Source organism: Campylobacter concisus (genome assembly GCF_001891085.1).
Classification (GTDB): domain Bacteria; phylum Campylobacterota; class Campylobacteria; order Campylobacterales; family Campylobacteraceae; genus Campylobacter_A; species Campylobacter_A concisus_O.
The window spans coordinates 119,846-137,923 of record NZ_JXUP01000003.1; the positions used below are offsets into that span (position 1 = coordinate 119,846).

An 18,078-nucleotide genomic window follows, 5' to 3' on the forward strand; every position below is an offset into this window, starting at 1 on the left:
TTAGTATCCTCTTTCGTTTAAAAAATGCTTAATGTTATCTAAAATTTGTTTAAAAAAATCTTTGCAAAAGTGGGGAAATATGGGCTTGGGGCGGTTAAACGCCCCGAAATTTATATGGCTTATTTGACAGTAAAGCTTCGCTGAGCTAGGTCGTAGTCGTTTTGTCTTTCGTTATACATATTTTCAGTTGTGACCGCACCAAGCGAGCATTTGCCACCAAGTCTTACACGATAAGGCGTATAAAGCACAGCCTCTCTCTTGTCACTATCTAGTGTATAAAAACTTAAGACGCGATCATCTTTTATGCTCTGATATTCAAGCTCAATGCTATCTTTAAGACTCTTATTAAAGCCACTTAGATTTTCATTTATTGGCTCAAAGCAGCTACTTACTATCTCGTTTATTACACCATTTTTAACCATAGCTTTAGAATTTATCACTATTTTTGAATAGACAACATCATTTACTCTTAGGCTGTCAAGACCTAGCTCTTTGCCTTTTTCATCGACAAACGTTCTATAAATATCAAGCTCTTTTGGCTCTATTTTATGCTTAATCTCAAGTGGCACATAAGCGTAGCTTAAGATGGAGGCATATAGCTTGTTTTCACCAAGTGGAGTGATGGTAAAATTTCCATCTTTTGCTGTAAATGATACGCTTAAAAGGCCGTCAAATTCTTTACTTTCGCCGTTGTAGCTAAGTTTAAATTTATTATTTTTCTCGCCAACATCTTTGCCAAAGTAGGCATTTAGCGCTCTAAGTGTAAAAGCGCGCTCTTGCGTTGAGCTAAGCTCATTTAAATTTGTGATCAAGAAATTTGCAAGATCATCTGAGTAGTCGTTTTTCTCAAAATATTTTGCGTGTAGATACAAGATAAATGCATTGTCTCTCATCTTTGAGCCAAAACTAGAATAATCCCTGCTGTAATCAGCCGCTTGAGCTTTTTTAATATCTTTTAGCGCCACCTTTGCTTCGTCATTTAAGCCATTTAGTTTCAAAGCTGCTGCCATTAGATATTTATTAAGTGCAGTCGTATTGTAAGCTTTGTGGTCATAAATTTTATTTAGCACTGATTTATCAGCAACATTTGCGCGGGAGCTTACATATATAGCATATAGAGCTTCAATATCTGTATTTGTATATTTTAAGAGCGAATTTAATGCTCTTTGCTTTACATTTTTATTTAGCTCATATCCAGCCTCTTCAAGATCAAGCAGCACATCAGTTGCATAGATCGAAGCAAATGCATTAGTGCTACTTAGATCGCTCCAGTAGCCAAAGCTACCATCTGGTTTTTGCATCTTAATTAGCTCACTCATACCATTTGCAATAAATCTCTTTTGATCATTTTTTTCAAGCTCATCTTTTGGCTTTAAATTTAAAAGCGCAAGCAGTCTTGAGCTCCTTTGCTCCGCACATCCATAAGGGTACTCGACTAAATTTTTAGAAGCTGCTAACAGCACGCTTGAAACCGAGCTTGACGCATCTATACTAACATTGTGAAAGCCTTTTGGAAGCGAGATCATGCTCTCTTTATCAAAGACGCTACTTCTTGCATAGGTGCTAATCGTATAAGGATTAACTACATCAAGTAAATTTTGAGCTATTTTTGAGCTATTTTTGTCGCTTATTGTTATGTTGTATTCGCCAGCTCCAGCTTCAAGAGCTGAAATTTTAAATGTAAAGGCTTTATTCTCAAGCGGCTTTAAATTTATATTTTCTTTTGTTTTGATGTTTAAATTTTTACTGCTAGCCACTTTTATGGTTAAATTTTTATCCTCATTTGTTGTGTTTATGAGTCTTAAGTTCGCATTTAGCTCATCGCCTTTTAGCAGATAAACTAACGCGCTTGGCTTAATAATCACATCATCTTTTACTAGAATTTCTTTATTTACTGCATTCATGCTATTTTCATTATTTGCCACGACATCTACTCTAATGGCAGAGTTAAAGCCATTTGGCGTTTTAAACTCGTATGAAATTTCACCATTATCGTCAGCTTGAAGGCTTACTAAATTTGCATATGTTTTTATATTTTTGCTATCAACCGGACTAGCGTGTTTTGCCATTTTTGCCTCCATAGCAAGTGCCGCCATATCGCCACCAAAGCTTAAAGTTTTGCCCTCGACCTTATAGTTTGTGAGCATATTATAAATGTCATAGTCAAAAACGCCATCTGGTAAAATTTTGTCAAAAAATTTAAGTGGATCAGCTGGCTTTTGTGACGTTATATCAAGCACGCCAACATCTGTGATAAAGAAATTCACATAAGCTTTTGGCTTTGTTTTTAAAGAAATTTTTATATTTTCATCGCTTTTTGCCGTATTTGGCGCATCAAGGCTTAGATCAAGTGTCCTTGATGACTTATCAGCTTTAGCATAAACCTTACCGTAAGTTCTAAACGGAGTTAATCCACCATCTGTCATGCGGTAGATATTTGCACTCACGTAAAGTCCGCTAAAATCAAAGTCAAGTTTAAATTTCACATTTGCTGAGTTATTTTTTATCTTAACAACCTTGTAAGCTTTCACGCCACCATCTTCAAGTGTAACAAGGGCGATACCTTCTTTTATAGCCGAGCTTATATCAGCACTTAGCTCATCGCCTTTTTTGTAAATATTTTTATTTAGTTTGATTTGAGATTTGCTAAGCTCTTTTGTAGGCGCTAGAGTCGAGTAGTTGTAGCCACTTACGTCCATATCAAGGCTTGTGCTTGCTCCACTTACTAGATTTGTAGCGATGATCACATATGAGCCACTTTGTGTAAATTTATAGCTAAACTCGCCATTGTCTTTATAAAAATTATCCACATCTTCTAGCGTTTGAAACCACTTTATATAGCCATTTGCATCTCTTTGGTATTGCCAAGTGACACGTTTTATATCAAATTTTAAATTTGATTTTACGGCCTTTTGACTTGACATATCTACCACAACCGTTCTTATTTTTACATCTTCGTTTGGCTCAGCAAATGTCGTACTTGCTGCAATACCAACCATATCTTTGTAAGGATAGAGCGTAAAGCTTTTTGTATCGCTTACGTTTTTACCATCATCATTTACATTGAAATTTATCACACCTGTTATGATAGAAGAGGCATTTTTAGTGCTAAAGCTAAGATCTATCATTTGGCTTGATTTACCATCTTTTGAAAGAGTGAGATCATTCTCAAAAGATGGATAAGCGCTTGGTTTTAGAGTATTGTTTTTAAATTTATACTCTTTAAACTCGCTATTTTTATATTCATCATCAAAAAAGCTCACCTGCATGCTGCCATCAAGCTCGCTAGCAGCGCCACCAAAGAGATAGTTACTGGCTAGATTGGCTCTAATAAGCTCATTTGCGAAGAATTTATCTCTCTCAAGCGTTATCTCATTTTTTATCCTATTTGGCATAAAACTCTCAACAAAAAATGGCACATTTGAGATCACTTTGCTTGCGTAAATTACTTGCATATTAAATCTACCGCTAAGATCGCTTAGTATCTCTTTTTCAAAATTTACCATGCCAACGTCATTTGTATTTTTTGAAATTTCAGCACTACTTTTGCCTTGCGGATCAAAAAAATTTATCTTTATAGGCATATTTTTTAAAGGATTAAAATCTCTATCTCTTAGATAGATTGCGCCCTTTAAACTCTCATTTGGTCTTATGATATTTGAAGCAAAATGAACGTACGCATCGATACTATCACTGGTATTTTGACTCATAAATTTCGCTTCATTTAGCGCTTCGTCTTCTTTTAAAATAAGAAAATTTTGCTCTTTTCCAAGAGAGACAACCACTGAGGAGATATCTTTGTAAATATCTTTTTTGTTAAATTTAAAAACACCTATATCATTTGTCGCACCAACTGCGATCTCTTCGTTCTTTTTGCCATAAATTTTCACATTTGCGTTTGGAAGCATTGTATTTTCGCCAAGACGATTTGCAAATACGAAAATTTCATCCTTGCCAAGCTTTGCATTTACGGCGATATCACTTAGATAGACTACTTTTGAGACGCTCTTATCCTTGCCGTAGTTTAAATTTATCTTATAAACGCCGTCTCCAGCCCCGGCAAAGTCGAGTTTGATTTTATTTAGAGAAATTTCATTTAATGCGCCATCAAGCTTATAACTTTTGCTTGCCACTTTTGTGCTGAAGTTGCTTAACTCTTCGTTATTGTCATTAAAATTTAAGAAATATCTAAAATTTTGATCGCTTAGCTTTTCAATGCTTACATTTAGCTCAGGCAAATTTGCACTTCTGATACCGATTTCACCGACGCTTGAGATATATGGCTCATTATTTATAAAATTTGCAAATGGAGTAAAATTGCCAGCTACTACTTCATAGCTATTTTCTTCTCTTACTACATTTCTATCATCGCCAAAGCCTGGCTTAATGGTGATTTCATAACTATTTTGTGGCTTAAAATCGTCACTTGTGATATCAATGTAGTAATAATACTCGCTAAGTTCTGAGTTTTCTCCATAGTTGTCACTATATTTAACGTCACTGATGCTAAAGTTTTTTACGCCTTTAATGTTTATAAATTTTTTTAAGTTAATGTCGTCATCAAGCCAATTTTTTAGATAAATTCTAAAGCCCAAGATGCCATTATCAAGGCTTACTGGATAAATTTCAGGTATCTCAAGACTCTTTGCATTATCATTTATATTTACGCTTTCTTCGCTTATTTCATCGGCGAAATTTACTATCGTTTCACCTGAAAGCGTTGCACCAAATTTGCTCTCAAATTTTTCACCAAAATCAAAAACTGGATTGCTTAAATTTTTATCAAGATTAAGCTCAAAGCTATTGCTAGAAAGCTCAATTGCTTTAAATTTCGCATCTTTTACGGCAATATTTTTGATAGCTTCAATATTTACTTCATCATTAAATTTAACTATATATTTGCTATCGCTTATTTTTTCTATCTTTGTTAGCTCAAATTCTTTCGTGGCAAAACTAGCAGTGCTTCCATTTTCAAGCTTGCAGCTATAATCCAAACCAGCATGCATATCTTTTGTAAAAAGCAGCAAGCTTTGACTATTAAATCTAACCGTACCATTTAATGCTGGTTGGCACAAAAGTAGCTTTTTGTCGCTTAGCATACCAACAAAATTCTTATCGACTTTGTCTTCTAGTCCAAACTCTACGCTTAGTGGCGATTTTATCTGCGCAGTGCCATTTAGGCTCAAAGCATATAAATTTGTCATTCCCAAAAGTGCTAGAAGTGCTACTTTTTGCCACATTTTATCTCCTTATTTTTATTGTTATTTCACTTTGATTTGAGTTTTGATCAAGGCATTTTATGCTGTGCTCGCCAAGAGTTAGATCAAACTTTTTTTCGCTTGCGTTTTCTATCTTAGAAAAGTTCAAATCATCTATTTTTAGGTAAATTTCATCGCCTAAAAACGCGTAGCATTTTACCATAACTTGTGTGATATTTTCATCTGTCACTATCTCTTCACCGTCATACGGATAGGCAAAAACTGGCTTTTTGTCTTTAAAAATTTCAGCACAAGGACTTGTTTGTATCTCATCTTTATCCAAAAGCTCATTTTTAACCAAAAAATTAAGCTCTTCGCCTCTTAAACTTTCGCACTTATCCTTTAAATCTACACCCTTTATCCTATCATCAAGCGCCATTTTTTTACACTTTTCATAGTTAAAGGCATCAAGGCAGGTTGGCAGCTTTTCTATGCCATCTGGCTCACTTATAAATCTTAACTTCTCTTTTTGAGCGATTATCTTAAACATATCAAAAAGACTCTTTGATACGTCATTTAGTCCTGTTAATTTATCGGTTTTACTGGCATTAAAATTTCCAATCCAAATAGCAATTGTGTAATTTTCATCAACGCCTATGGCGTAAAGATCACGTGAGTTTGCGCTTGTGCCAGTTTTAAAAGCAATCTTTGGCGTATTTTGGGCGTACTGCCAAGCATTTTTTAGATACGATCTTGAGGCTTCACTTAGCATTTTAGCAGTCAAATAGGCACTTTGAGGCGAGATGAGAGTTACATTTTTCTCCTCATTTTTGTAGTTTTTGCCAGCAAACTCAAGCGGCCTATAAATGCCGTCATTTGCATAAATAGTATAAAGATGAGCAAGATCAAGCAGGCTCATTTCAGCACTTCCAAGCGTTATAGAAGCTCCATAATACTCTTTATCTTCATCTACTAAATTTACCTTTTCAAGTAGTTCGTAAAGCGAATTGTCTTTTAGTTTTAAGTTTAAATTTATAACCGGAATATTTAGGCTGAAATTTAGAGCATCTTTCGCGCTTACGATACCTAAAAAATCATTACTAAAATTCTTTGGGGCATACTCTTTTATATAAATTTGCGTATCAATTAACTGCGAATTTGGCGTGATAAGCCCGCTATCAAGCGCAAGCGAGTAGATAAAAGGCTTTAGCGTGCTGCCGGTATTTCGCTTCATATTTAGGGCTGAGTTTTTGCCATCACGCGCGTGCTCATCATGAGAGCCTATGAAGGCAACAACGCTCATTTTTTTGTTATCAATGACTACTGCAGCGGCATTGTTTGCATTTTTTGCCTTTAGCGAAAACATCGCATCTTTTAAAATTTTAAGCATATCTTTTTGTAAATTTAGATCCAAACTCGCCTTTGAAATTTGGTTTTTAAAAGCGACATTTGCATAATCTTCCGCAGTTACGATAGCTTTTGCTCTTACATTTTTAAATGGCTCAGCCTGCGCTCTTTTAAAGGCGCTAAGATCGATTAAATTTGCCTTGTAAAGCATCTTTATGACCCTATTTTTTAAGGCATTTATGTTTGAGACGCGGTCTAGTCTATTTTTATTTGGATTTTTTGGTATCGTGCTTAAAAGTGCGGCCTGAGCATAGCTAAGCTCGTTTAGCTCTTTGCCGAAATAAAAAAAGCTAGCCGCCTTTGCACCCTCGATGTTGCCGCCGTATGGGGCCAAATTTAGATAAAAATTTAAAATTTCATCCTTGCTAAAGTGAAGCTCTAGCTGAAAAGCTCTAAAAATTTCTTTTATCTTATTTTTATAGCTCCTATCACTTGGCTCAAGCATCCTAGCTACTTGCATCGTGATAGTGCTAGCGCCTATGCGGTTGTCGCTTCTTAGATTGTGAAAAAATGCTCTAAAAATAGAGGCAAAATTTACGCCAAAATGGTAGTAAAAGTACCTATCCTCAAAGAGCACGACGCATTGTTTTAGCGAGTTTGGGAAGCTTTGCTCGTGAAATCTCCAAATTCCATCGCTACTAAGCTTCATATTTATAATGTTGCCATTTCTATCAAGCAAAATTTTGGCTTCGTCTTTTTTGAGTGCATCTAAATTTAGTGGATAAATTTGATCAAGTATCAAAAAAATAGCAACCATTAGAGCCAAAAATAGGGCAAGAAATTTTATAAATTTAAACTTTTTCATCGGCGTGATTATAGCTGTTAAAGTTTAAGTAGCTATAATTAGACCTTTTTAAAAAAGAGGAAACAATGCCCTTATCTAGGTTAAACAAAGAACAATACACCGCCGCAACTGCACCATTTGGACACAATCTCATCATCGCTTCAGCTGGCACTGGCAAGACTAGCACGATTGTCGCTCGCATCGCACATCTTTTAAATTTAGGCGTAAAGCCAGAGAAAATTTTGCTTCTAACATTTACCAACAAAGCAGCCAGCGAAATGATAGAGCGGTTAAATAGGTATTTTGACAAACAAATCACCTCCAAAATCACCGCAGGCACCTTTCACTCAGTCTCATTTTCGCTTTTAAAAAGCCTTGATAAAGGCGTCACGCTAAAGCAGCCAAGCGAGCTAAAGACGCTTTTAAAAAGTCTTGTTGAGAGACGAAAATTTTACCATTTAAGCGACGTCAAGCCTTATGGCGGAGCCTATCTATACGATCTTTACTCGCTCTTTCAAAACAGCGAACAAGGCACAACATTTGGCAAATGGATAAGCCAAAAGAGCGAAGAGCAGGGCGTTTATGCTGAAATTTATGAAGATGTTTTAGAGGAGTTTGAGGCTGAAAAGACTAAATTTTCTTACGCTGACTTTAACGACCTTCTCATAAAAATGCGCGACGAGCTAAAAAATGGGGCAAATTTAGCTTATGATGAAATTTTGATCGATGAGTATCAAGATACAAACACACTTCAAGGCAGTCTAATAGACGCATTTAAGACAAAGAGCCTCTTTTGCGTGGGCGATTTTGACCAGAGCATCTACGCATTTAACGGCGCAAATATCGAGATCATTGGCTCATTTAAAGATCGCTTTCCAAACGCAAATATCTACGCTTTAAATGTAAATTACCGCTCAAGCTCAAGCATACTTGCCCTTGCAAATAAGGTCATAAACAACAATCCAAGGCTTTATGAAAAGCACCTAACCGTAAGCCGAGAGGGAAATTTCAAGCCGCCAAGGCTGCTTGTCTATAACGAGCTTTTTGATCAATATCAAAACATCGCCGACATCATCTCGCTCTCGCCATTTAATAGAGAAAATATCGCCATAATTTTTAGAAATAACTCATCAGCTGATGGCATCGAGGTCGCGCTAAAAGAGCGAGGTATTGGCTCAAAGCGAAAGGGCGGGGTGAGCTTTTTTGAGAGCCGCGAGATCAAGGCGCTTATCGACATCATGGGAATTTATGTCAATCCAAAAGATATAATGGCATTTATCCACATCTGCGAATACGCAAAAGGCGTTGGCAGCGCAGTTAGCAAAGAAATTTTTGATGCACTACTTAAGCTTGGGCATGGAAATTTAATAAAAGGGATAGTTGAGCCAGACGAGAGCGTAAATATCTCATCAAACAAAAGGCGAAACTACCAGCTAGGCCTTTTTGACGATCTTGACGAATTTGCTGAAGTTTCAAGGTTTTCTAAGCTTGGCTTTAGCGATAAATTCCTAGGCCATCCTGTGCTAAAACTACAAAAGCTAAGCGAGAGTGGGGCGCAGTTTTTATATGAAATTTACAACTTTTTAAGAGGCATGAGAAATATCTCAAAGCCAGCCACGATGATAAATGAGATAAAAACTAGCAAAATTTACTCGCTAATCGTCGAAAACATCAGCACAAAAAGGGCAACTCTAAAAAATGGCAACGTCGATCTAGCACTCAAAGAAGAGGTCAAAGAGCGCATAATGGCAAAGAGCGTGGTGCTAAGCGAGCTAGCTAAAAAATATCAAGATATCAGTAAATTTTATAACTTCTTAGCCCTTGGAAGCAACGAGATGAGCGAAGGGCAGGGCGTTAGCTTGCTTAGTGTGCATGCGAGCAAGGGGCTTGAGTTTGACCAAGTCTTTATCGTCGATCTTGCACAAAACCGCTTTCCAAATTTAAAGCTAATGAGCATGGGCGGTAGTCTAGAAGAAGAAAGACGGCTCTTTTACGTGGCAGTAACTAGAGCAAAAGATGAGCTATATCTAAGTTATGCAAAATACGACAAGATAAAGAAGGTGAATTATCAGCCGAGTAGGTTTTTGATAGAGGCTGGCATGGCAAAAGAGGAAGTTTAAAGAGAATTTTAATCTTATTAAGTAAAATTGACTAATTTTTTACAAAGAGAAGTAATGAAAAAATCTAAAATTTTAATAATCCTGCTTATTTTAGGCGTCGGTGGATATTTTATCTATGATAATTTTTTTAAGATAAAAGATGAAAAGGTGGAGTTTATCACCAAAAAGGCAAAGAAAGGTTCATTCAGTAAAAAAGTCGATGCGACTGGAGAAATTTTTGCTACCGAGCTAGTTGATGTGGGTGCTCAGGTGAGCGGCCAGATAAAAAAACTCTACGTTAAGCTTGGAGATCAGGTCAAAAAAGGCGATATGATCGCAAGTATCGATAGCTCGACCCAGCAAAATAACATCGATAATAAAGAGGCGCAACTAGCTATCTACAAAGCCCAGCTAGAAAGCGCAAAAGTGGCTCTAAATATCGCTAAAACGCAGTTTGATAGAGAAAATGCACTTTTTGCCAAAAATGCCACTTCAAAACAAGAATTTGAAAGCGCAAAAAATACTTATAGTACAAATAGCGCAAAGATAAAGGAGCTGGAGGCTCAGATAAAGCAGACAAATATCGAGCTAAGCACAGCTAAGATAAATTTAGGCTACACAAAGATCACCGCTCCAAGAGATGGAATAATAGTAAGCGTACAGGTCGAAGAAGGACAGACTGTAAATGCTAATCAAACTACGCCAACTATCGTAAAGATCGCAGATCTTAGCTATGTTAAGATGAAGATGCAAATAGCTGAGGGCGACATCACAAAGATAAAAGTTGGCACGCCAGTTGAATACTCGATCCTATCTGAGCCAACGAAAAAATTTCAAACGACGGTTAGCTCAATCGACCCTGGCTTAACGACATTAAGCGATGGTAGCTATGGCTCTAGCAGTAGTAGTAAATCCACAAGCTCAAGCACTTCAAGCAACTCAGCTGTTTATTATTATGCTCAAAGCATAGTTGAAAATAAAGATAAAATTTTAAGAATAGGCATGACAACACAAAATGAGCTTTTAATAGCAAATGTAAAGGACGCTATCATCGTACCAAGTATCGGCATTAAAAGAGATGAAAACGGCACATTTGTCTATGTTCTAAAAGACGGCAAAGCGGTAAAAACAGCGGTCAAAACTGGCATAAAAGACAACCTCGATACACAGATCATCAGCGGTGTAAATGAGGGTGATGAGATCATCACATCACAAGGCTCAGCAAGCGAGATAGCCAAGATGATCGAAAAAGAAAATAAGAAGTTTTAAGTGATAAGTCTAAAAAATATCACAAAAAGCTTTAAGCTAGGTGAGAATGAAATAGAAATTCTTCATGGCATAAATTTAGAGATAAAAAAGGGCGAATTTATATCTATCATCGGTCAGTCTGGCTCTGGTAAATCAACTCTGATGAACATCCTTGGTTGCCTTGATAGCCCAAGTGGCGGGCAATACTTACTAGATAGCAAAGATATATCTAAATTTGATAGTGACTCGCTTGCCAAGCTTAGGCGAGATAAATTTGGCTTTATCTTTCAAAGATATAACCTTCTTAGCACGATGAACGCCCTTGAAAACGTCGCACTTCCTAGCATTTATGCAGGGGCAAATAAGAGCGACCGAGAAAAAAGAGGTATGGAGATCTTAGACTCACTTGGCCTTAGCGAAAAAGCAAAAAATTTACCAAATAAACTCTCAGGCGGACAACAGCAAAGGGTCTCCATAGCAAGGGCACTGATGAATGGTGGCGAGATTATCTTGGCTGATGAGCCAACAGGTGCGCTTGATAGCAAAAGTGGTCTAAGAGTGATGGAAATTTTAGTGGATCTTTACAAAAAAGGTCACACCATCATCATCGTCACGCACGACCCAAAGATCGCCGAATACGCGAGTCGTGTGATCGAGATAAAAGATGGCAACATCGTAAGTGATAATATAAAAAATAGTGAAATTTTTGAGGCCAAAAAGCAAAACCAGCCAGAAAAGAGCAAATTTACCTACTATAAAGATCAGCTAATTGAAAGTTTTAAAATGTCGGTAAATGCGATGCTAGCTCATAAATTAAGATCGCTTCTTACTATGCTTGGTATTATCATTGGCATCACGGCGGTCATTAGCGTCGTAGCTCTTGGCAAAGGCTCACAGGAGCAAATTTTAGCTGGCATCAGAAAGATCGGCACAAATACGATCGACATAATGCCAGGAAAAGGCTTTGGCGATATGCTCTCGGGCAGGGTAAAAACGCTCTCTATAAGTGACGCAAATATGCTCTCAAAACAGTCATTTCTGGACTCAGTCACTCCAAACACAAGCACTTCAGGCGTACTAACGTATGAAAATATCTCCTTAACAGCGACACTAAAGGGCGGTGGAGTAGGGAGCTTTGACGTAAATGGACTAAAACTAGAAAAGGGAAGAATTTACGATGACGACGAGGTTTTAAACTCAGATTCTGTCACACTAATAGACCAAAACACCAAAAATAGTATATTTAAAAACGAAGACCCTATCGGTAAGATCATTCTTTTTAACAAAAAGCCACTTCGCATTATAGGTGTTTTGCAAAAAGATGAATTTAAAGTCGGCGATGCTAGCTCACTTAAAATTTATGCTCCATACACGACTGTTATAAACAAGATAACGGGCGATAAATTTATTAGCTCAATAACCGTAAAAGTAAATGAAAGCGTAAATGCTCAAATTGCAGAAAAGAGCCTGACTGATCTTTTAACGATAAAACACGGCAAAAAAGACTTCTTTACAAGGAATTCTGATAGCATCAAGCAAACTATCGAAGAGACGATCTCAACCATGCGCCTTCTAATATCAAGTATCGCCGTGGTTTCGCTAGTAGTTGGTGGCATAGGCGTGATGAATATCATGCTAGTCTCGGTCACCGAGCGCACCAAAGAGATAGGCATCAAAATGGCGATCGGAGCCAGACAGAGCAACATCTTGCAGCAGTTTTTGATAGAGGCGGTGCTACTTTGCCTTATCGGTGGAGCTATCGGTATAGCCTTTTCCTACGCTATTGGCTACATTTTCAACAACTTTTTAGATGGTTTTAGCATGATCTTTTCAAATGGCTCGATAGTACTTGCACTTGTCACGTCGATGGCCATTGGCATCATCTTTGGCTATATGCCTGCCAAAAATGCCTCAAAACTAAATCCAATAGATGCGCTTTCAAGGGAGTAATATGAAATTTCTAAGCCTAGCTTTAGTGCTCGTTTTAAGCGGTTGCGCTGTTAAAAATATAGATGAAAATTATAAACAAATTTTACTTGAAGATAACGCTAGCAGGGAGCTAAATTTAAACACTTCTTGGTGGAAAGAATATCATCAAAGCTACCTTGATGAGCTTGTAGAACTTGCGCTTAAAAACAATACCGACCTTGCAAAAGCGGCAATAAATGTAAATAAAGCACTCGCTCAAGCTGGAATTTTGGAGGCAAATCTCATCCCAAGCTTTAACGCTGGCATCGAGGCTGGAAGTAGCAAAAACATAAAAGAGGGTGGTACTTCTAGTAGAAATTTTGGCTCAAGCATAGGGCTTAGCTACGAGCTTGATCTTTGGCAAAAGCTAGCAAATAGCAAAGATGCAGCGATGTTTGAGGCAGATGCTACTAAATTTGACCTAGAAGCTAGCAAACTAAGCGTCATAAACTCCGTGGCAGACGCTTATTTTCAAATTTTATATCTAAACGAGAGCATAAAAACTTATGAGCAAATTTTAGAAATTTATAACAAGCTAAACGAGATAGTTGGGCTTAAATTTGAGCTTGGCAAAGAGGAGGCGCTAAGCTTAAAACAGATAAACTCACAGCTTTTAAGCGCTCAAAATAAGATAGAAAGTGCCAAAAAAGATCTTGTGACTGCTAAAAAAACGCTTAGGATTTTGCTAAATGAGAGACCAGATTTTGAGCTTAAATTTGAGGGACTCACACTAAGTCCAGTTAAAAGAACGGGCGTTGATCTAGAAGTGCCAACAAGCGCCATAGCAAACCGTCCGGACCTAAGAGCGGCTATTTACCGCATAGAAGAGGGTATCCTAAACTATAAAGCTAGTCAAAAAGATTTTTATCCTAGCATCACGCTAGGAGCTAGCCTCAAAAGCAGTACCGACAAAAAAGACGAAGCGTTTAATCTTAAATTTCTAAATGGCAACATCGCTTTAAATTTACCGTTTTTAAACTACTCTAAGCTAAAGTCAAATTTAAAAGTAAGCGAGGCAAATTTCGAGCTTGCAAAGCTAAACTACATAAGCACTCTAAATAGCGTGCTAAACGAGATAGACGCATTTTATAAAGGCTACCTAAACGACGAAGCACTACTTAGAAACTATCAAGAGCAAATAAAAAACTACGAAGAAATTTCAAAAATTTACGAGCTAAAATACTCTTATGGCAAGGTTGAGTTAAAGCAGTTTTTGGAAGCAAAAAATAGCGACCTAGAAGCCAAAATAGGGCTACTAAAGGCAAAATATACGCTTTTACAAGACGAGCTAAATATCTACAAAGCCATGGCAGGCAAATTTAATAGGTAAATTTATGAGTTCAGCTTGGGACTACGAGGCAAATGCGTGTAGCAGTGATGGCAAATTTAGCGCCAAATTTGAAGGCTGTGAGGTTGCCATGGGCGCTCCAACCCTTGGCGAGCTACAGCTTTTATAAATAGCGAGCACTGTCTAAATTTAAAAAATAAGACTTCAAACCACGCAAAAAGGCTATCAAATTTGGATCAAAATTTAGTTAAAGATGACGATGCACTTCAAATTTTACTTAGCGAGAGAGCAACGTCTTGCTTTTTGTTTTCAGAGGACTCTAAATTTCTAGCTTTTTCTGAATGGACGACAGATAAAATGCAGATCATAAAGGTGGTGCGCCTAGAGCTGATATGAGCATAAAAACCGCCGGAAAGCCAAAAAGAGTAGTGGAATTTCTCTCGTTTGATGATGGCGTGCTTGAAATTTTAGACTCGCCGATCTTTATGCCTAAAAACTACACACTGGATATCCGCACACTTTTTGACGATAAAATTTAATTCTTGAGCGAGCGCTTTATGTACATTTATCGCAGTTTTTGCAAGTTTAGTGCTCTGCGCTTAAAAGCAAGAACCACAAACTTCAAAGATAGCTCTTGCTCACTTTTTCAAAATAGGGTAGATCAAATTTTTTGAAAAGTGTAAAATTTAACTAATTTTCTTACAAATATTTTTACATCAAATTTAATGGATAAATTAAAATCATACAAAAGATAAAATTCAAAATAAGCCTATAAATCAATATTTAAATTTATTTAAAAGAAGAAATAAGAAAACTAAAATAACAATTTGAAAATTATAGTTTTCAATACAAATATATAAAAAAGTTCATATTTTACCTTTTAACATATTCGTATCTAAGTATTATGCTTTTAAATTATCTTTTTTAAAAATGAAAGTCGTATTTGATTTTTTGAAAACTTACAACATTTAGAAGTAAGTTTTCAAAATTAGAAGTTTTATAAGATTGTAGATTTTAAGCCAAAAGCTCTTTTGCGATCATACTTATGCGTTTTGCTTCAGCACTTGCTCCGATCTCATCTTTTGCCATTTTCATTACAGCACCTAAATTTTTACCAGCTCTTTCAATAATCTTTTTTATTTTTTCTTTAAGCTCTTCATCGCTTAGTTGTGCTGGCAAATATGCCTTAATAAGCTCAATCTCGCCCTGCTCTTTTTTAGCCAAATCCTCTCTAGCACCTTTTATATAAAGCTCAACCGAGTCAGCCCTCTTTTTGATCTCCTTTTGAAGCAGTGGAAGTACCACTTCATCAGTCATTTCAATCCTTTGATCGACTTCAACTTGCTTAAGTGCTGCATTTAGCGTTCTTAAAGTATCTCTTTTAAACTCATCTTTTGCCTTCATAGCCTCTTTTATATCAGCTAAAATTTGCTCTCTTATACTCATTTCCTCTCCTTTAAATTTTTGAAATATTAACTAAAAATTTGTGATAATTTCTTGAAATTTTCCTTGCAGATAAGCAACCCCAACACCCTCTCTAAGCCCATCGTCGATAACTATAAATTTTGCTTCTTGCCCACTTAAAAGCTCCTCTAAAAGCAAGGTTCCAGCGATGAGCGGATGCTTTCTGTTTCTTCCAACCGCCAAATCAGCGCTCTTATCATCCATCTTTAAAAGTTCATCTACAAACCAAGCGAGATCACGATTTTTTTTAAGCTCAAATCCGCTTACTTTTTTTGGATCATAGTTCTCGTAGTTAAGTCCAAGTCGCAGCGCTGCGATAGTAGTTGGTACGCCAGAAGTCAGCACGATAAATTTATTTTTTAAGCTATTTAAAAATTCTCCTGCATCTTTTGTATAAAATTTTGCATTTTCTTGCATTAAATCAAGCGTTTTAAATTTCTCAAAAAATGTAATAATGCCAAATTTAAAACTCATAAAATTTCCATCTTCGCCGATCTCTGAGCTTGCTCCACCGATGTCAATGATACTAAAATTTTCACTGATTCCAAGCTTTTTAAAAGCATTTTGAATACCCAAAAATGTAAGCTTTGCTTCTGCTTTGCCACTGATGATATGAAAATTTATGCCAAATTTCTCTCTTATCTCGCTAAAAATTTCCTTGCTATTTGACGCCACCCTAAAAGCCTCAGTTGCGACTGCTACGCATTTAAATTTAGTAAAGTCAAATTTGCTTTTAGCCTCTGCTATCGCTTCAAAGAGCCTATTTTTAGACTCATCTGCTATCTTGCCACTTTCATTTAGCCCTCTAGCAGCTCCTACTATCTTTTCATAAATTTGCTCATTACTAAAGCCATTTTGTTCTTTTTTGACAAGTGCTACGCGAAATGTGTTTGAGCCAAGATCTATCGCTATAACCAAAATTTATCCTTAAAATTTTTGCAGATTCTAACATATGATAATTTAGTATCATTTAAAGTTGAAAAATTCTAAAAACTTTAATATTTTTCAAGATATAATCCCTATCAAAAACCTTATAAGGGGGCTTGATTGCTTCGAGATAACTTATTGGCATTTGTTATTTTTGCAATTTGTAGCGTTGGATTTTTCGTTTGGGGCTATCAATACATCCCGACAAATAACTACTTTTTATTCTTGATCGCTGGCATGTTTGGTCTTTTTATGGCCTTTAATATCGGTGGAAATGACGTTGCAAACAGCTTTGGCACAAGCGTTGGCGCTAAGACTCTTACGCTTAAGCAAGCTCTCATCATCGCAGCCATTTTTGAGCTTAGCGGTGCGATATTTGCAGGATCTGAGGTTACAAATACGATTAGAAACGAGATCGTGAAATTTCCAAGCGATCTAAACCCGATGAAATTTGTCATTATCATGATCTCAGCCCTTCTTAGCTCAGGTCTTTGGCTATTTTACGCATCCAAAAAAGGTCTACCAGTCTCAACCACTCACTCGATCGTTGGCGGTATCGTTGGCGCAGGACTTGCTATGGGCTTTATGATAAAAGATCCGGAACCATTTAATATGGTCTCATGGGGTGAGATCGGTAGAATCGCCGTAAGTTGGGTTATCTCACCACTGCTTGGCGGCGTGATGTCTTACGTTATATTTGGCTACGTAAAAAGTAAGATTATCGAGCCAACACATGAACTTAAAATGAATCTAAAAGCGTTAAAAGCTGAGAGAAAAGCCTACAAAGAAAGCTTTATAAAAGCACTCAAAACAAAGCCAGCTGAGGAGCAGATAGCCACTCTTTCAAAGATCGCAGTTATCGATGAGGATGAGATCGAAACCACTGAATATAGCGAATACCGCTCAAAAATTCGCATCATGAAAGATAGCGAAAAAGAGATAGATACTTTTAAAGCGATGAAAAAGCACATCCCAATCATCGCTGGATTTGCCGCAATGGTCATCTCATCAATGATGCTTTTTAAAGGGCTTGAGCATATAAATTTAGCCTTTAGCATCATCCAAACAGTCTGGATCATCTTCGTCATCGGAGCTCTAGCATATCTTGCAAGCCTTGCTATCATAAATGTCATGAGCAAAAACGATAGCGAAAAAAGCATCAATAGAATTTTCTCATGGTTTCAAATTTTTACCGCTTCATCTTTTGCATTTTCACACGGCGCAAACGACATTGCAAACGCAGTTGGACCATTTGCCGCTGTGCTTGATGTGCTAAAAACTGGCTCTATAAACGAAAGCTCGCCGATACCTAGCATCGCAATGGTAACATTTGGCATCTCACTTGTCGTCGGACTTTGGTTTTTAGGCAAAGAGGTCATCACCACCATCGGCTCAAAACTAGCTGAAATTTTACCGACAACTGGCTTTAGTGCCGAGCTTGCCTCAAGTATCGTCATACTTCTAGCCACAAAACTTGGCATACCAGTTAGCTCGACGCATATCCTAATAGGTGCAGTTTTAGGCATCGGCATCGTAAATAAAAATGCAAACTGGAAAATGGTAAGACCAATCATTCTTGCTTGGCTCATCACTCTTCCAGCGGCTGCTATCTCATCGGCTATATTTTACTTTGCCCTTGCTAAATTTCTAGGCGTTTAGTCATATTTTTAAATAGCAAGATCGCCCTATTCTTTT

Annotated in this window: 12 protein-coding genes; 8 read left to right on the forward strand and 4 right to left on the reverse strand. The window is 37.0% G+C overall.

The annotated features are described in order from the left end of the window. Positions 1–119: 119 nt before the first annotated feature. The gene (locus tag TH67_RS02660; protein WP_072594238.1) at positions 120–5,240 is read right to left on the reverse strand and encodes an alpha-2-macroglobulin family protein; all 5,121 of its coding nucleotides are present in this window, start codon (positions 5,238–5,240) and stop codon (positions 120–122) included. A 1-nt stretch (position 5,241) separates the two neighbouring features. Further along, complete coding sequence (gene pbpC, locus TH67_RS02665) at positions 5,242–7,410, reverse strand: penicillin-binding protein 1C (protein ID WP_072594239.1); 2,169 nt, start codon at positions 7,408–7,410, stop codon at positions 5,242–5,244. A gap of 65 nt (positions 7,411–7,475) precedes the next feature. Between pbpC and TH67_RS02670 the strand changes: the two genes are divergently transcribed. The 7 genes from TH67_RS02670 (at position 7,476) to TH67_RS10590 (ending at position 14,531) form a co-directional block, all read left to right on the forward strand. Next, positions 7,476–9,509 (forward strand): ATP-dependent helicase, encoded by a 2,034-nt coding sequence (locus TH67_RS02670; protein ID WP_072594240.1) that lies wholly within the window; start codon positions 7,476–7,478, stop codon positions 9,507–9,509. 54 nt (positions 9,510–9,563) lie between these two features. Continuing rightward, complete coding sequence (locus tag TH67_RS02675) at positions 9,564–10,757, forward strand: efflux RND transporter periplasmic adaptor subunit (RefSeq protein WP_072594241.1); 1,194 nt, start codon at positions 9,564–9,566, stop codon at positions 10,755–10,757. Continuing rightward, complete coding sequence (locus TH67_RS02680) at positions 10,758–12,686, forward strand: MacB family efflux pump subunit (protein ID WP_072594242.1); 1,929 nt, start codon at positions 10,758–10,760, stop codon at positions 12,684–12,686. It abuts the gene before it with no gap. 1 nt (position 12,687) lies between these two features. After that, positions 12,688–14,034 carry a TolC family protein gene (locus tag TH67_RS02685; protein ID WP_072594243.1) on the forward strand — a complete coding sequence of 449 codons (1,347 nt, stop codon included), beginning with the start codon at positions 12,688–12,690 and terminating at the stop codon, positions 14,032–14,034. 4 nt (positions 14,035–14,038) lie between these two features. Further along, positions 14,039–14,161, forward strand: a complete 123-nt coding sequence (locus tag TH67_RS10580; protein ID WP_257638020.1) for a hypothetical protein — start codon at positions 14,039–14,041, stop codon at positions 14,159–14,161. 62 nt (positions 14,162–14,223) lie between these two features. Next, the gene (locus tag TH67_RS10585; protein WP_257638021.1) at positions 14,224–14,388 is read left to right on the forward strand and encodes a hypothetical protein; all 165 of its coding nucleotides are present in this window, start codon (positions 14,224–14,226) and stop codon (positions 14,386–14,388) included. After that, positions 14,385–14,531 carry a hypothetical protein gene (locus TH67_RS10590; RefSeq protein ID WP_257638022.1) on the forward strand — a complete coding sequence of 49 codons (147 nt, stop codon included), beginning with the start codon at positions 14,385–14,387 and terminating at the stop codon, positions 14,529–14,531. The genes TH67_RS10585 and TH67_RS10590 overlap by 4 nt, the downstream gene beginning before the upstream one ends. A 475-nt stretch (positions 14,532–15,006) precedes the next feature. On the opposite strand, the gene TH67_RS02695 is transcribed toward TH67_RS10590, so the two are convergent. Both TH67_RS02695 and TH67_RS02700 read right to left on the reverse strand, forming a co-directional pair. Beyond that, positions 15,007–15,438, reverse strand: coding sequence for a GatB/YqeY domain-containing protein (locus TH67_RS02695; RefSeq protein ID WP_072594244.1), 432 nt, complete (start codon positions 15,436–15,438; stop codon positions 15,007–15,009). 30 nt (positions 15,439–15,468) lie between these two features. Further along, a complete protein-coding gene (locus TH67_RS02700) occupies positions 15,469–16,374 on the reverse strand; it encodes a Ppx/GppA phosphatase family protein (RefSeq protein ID WP_072594245.1) in 906 nt (301 codons plus the stop codon). A 129-nt stretch (positions 16,375–16,503) separates the two neighbouring features. Between TH67_RS02700 and TH67_RS02705 the strand changes: the two genes are divergently transcribed. Next, on the forward strand, positions 16,504–18,042 hold the full coding sequence (locus TH67_RS02705) for an inorganic phosphate transporter (protein WP_072594246.1): 1,539 nt from the start codon (positions 16,504–16,506) through the stop codon (positions 18,040–18,042). Positions 18,043–18,078 lie beyond the last annotated feature (36 nt).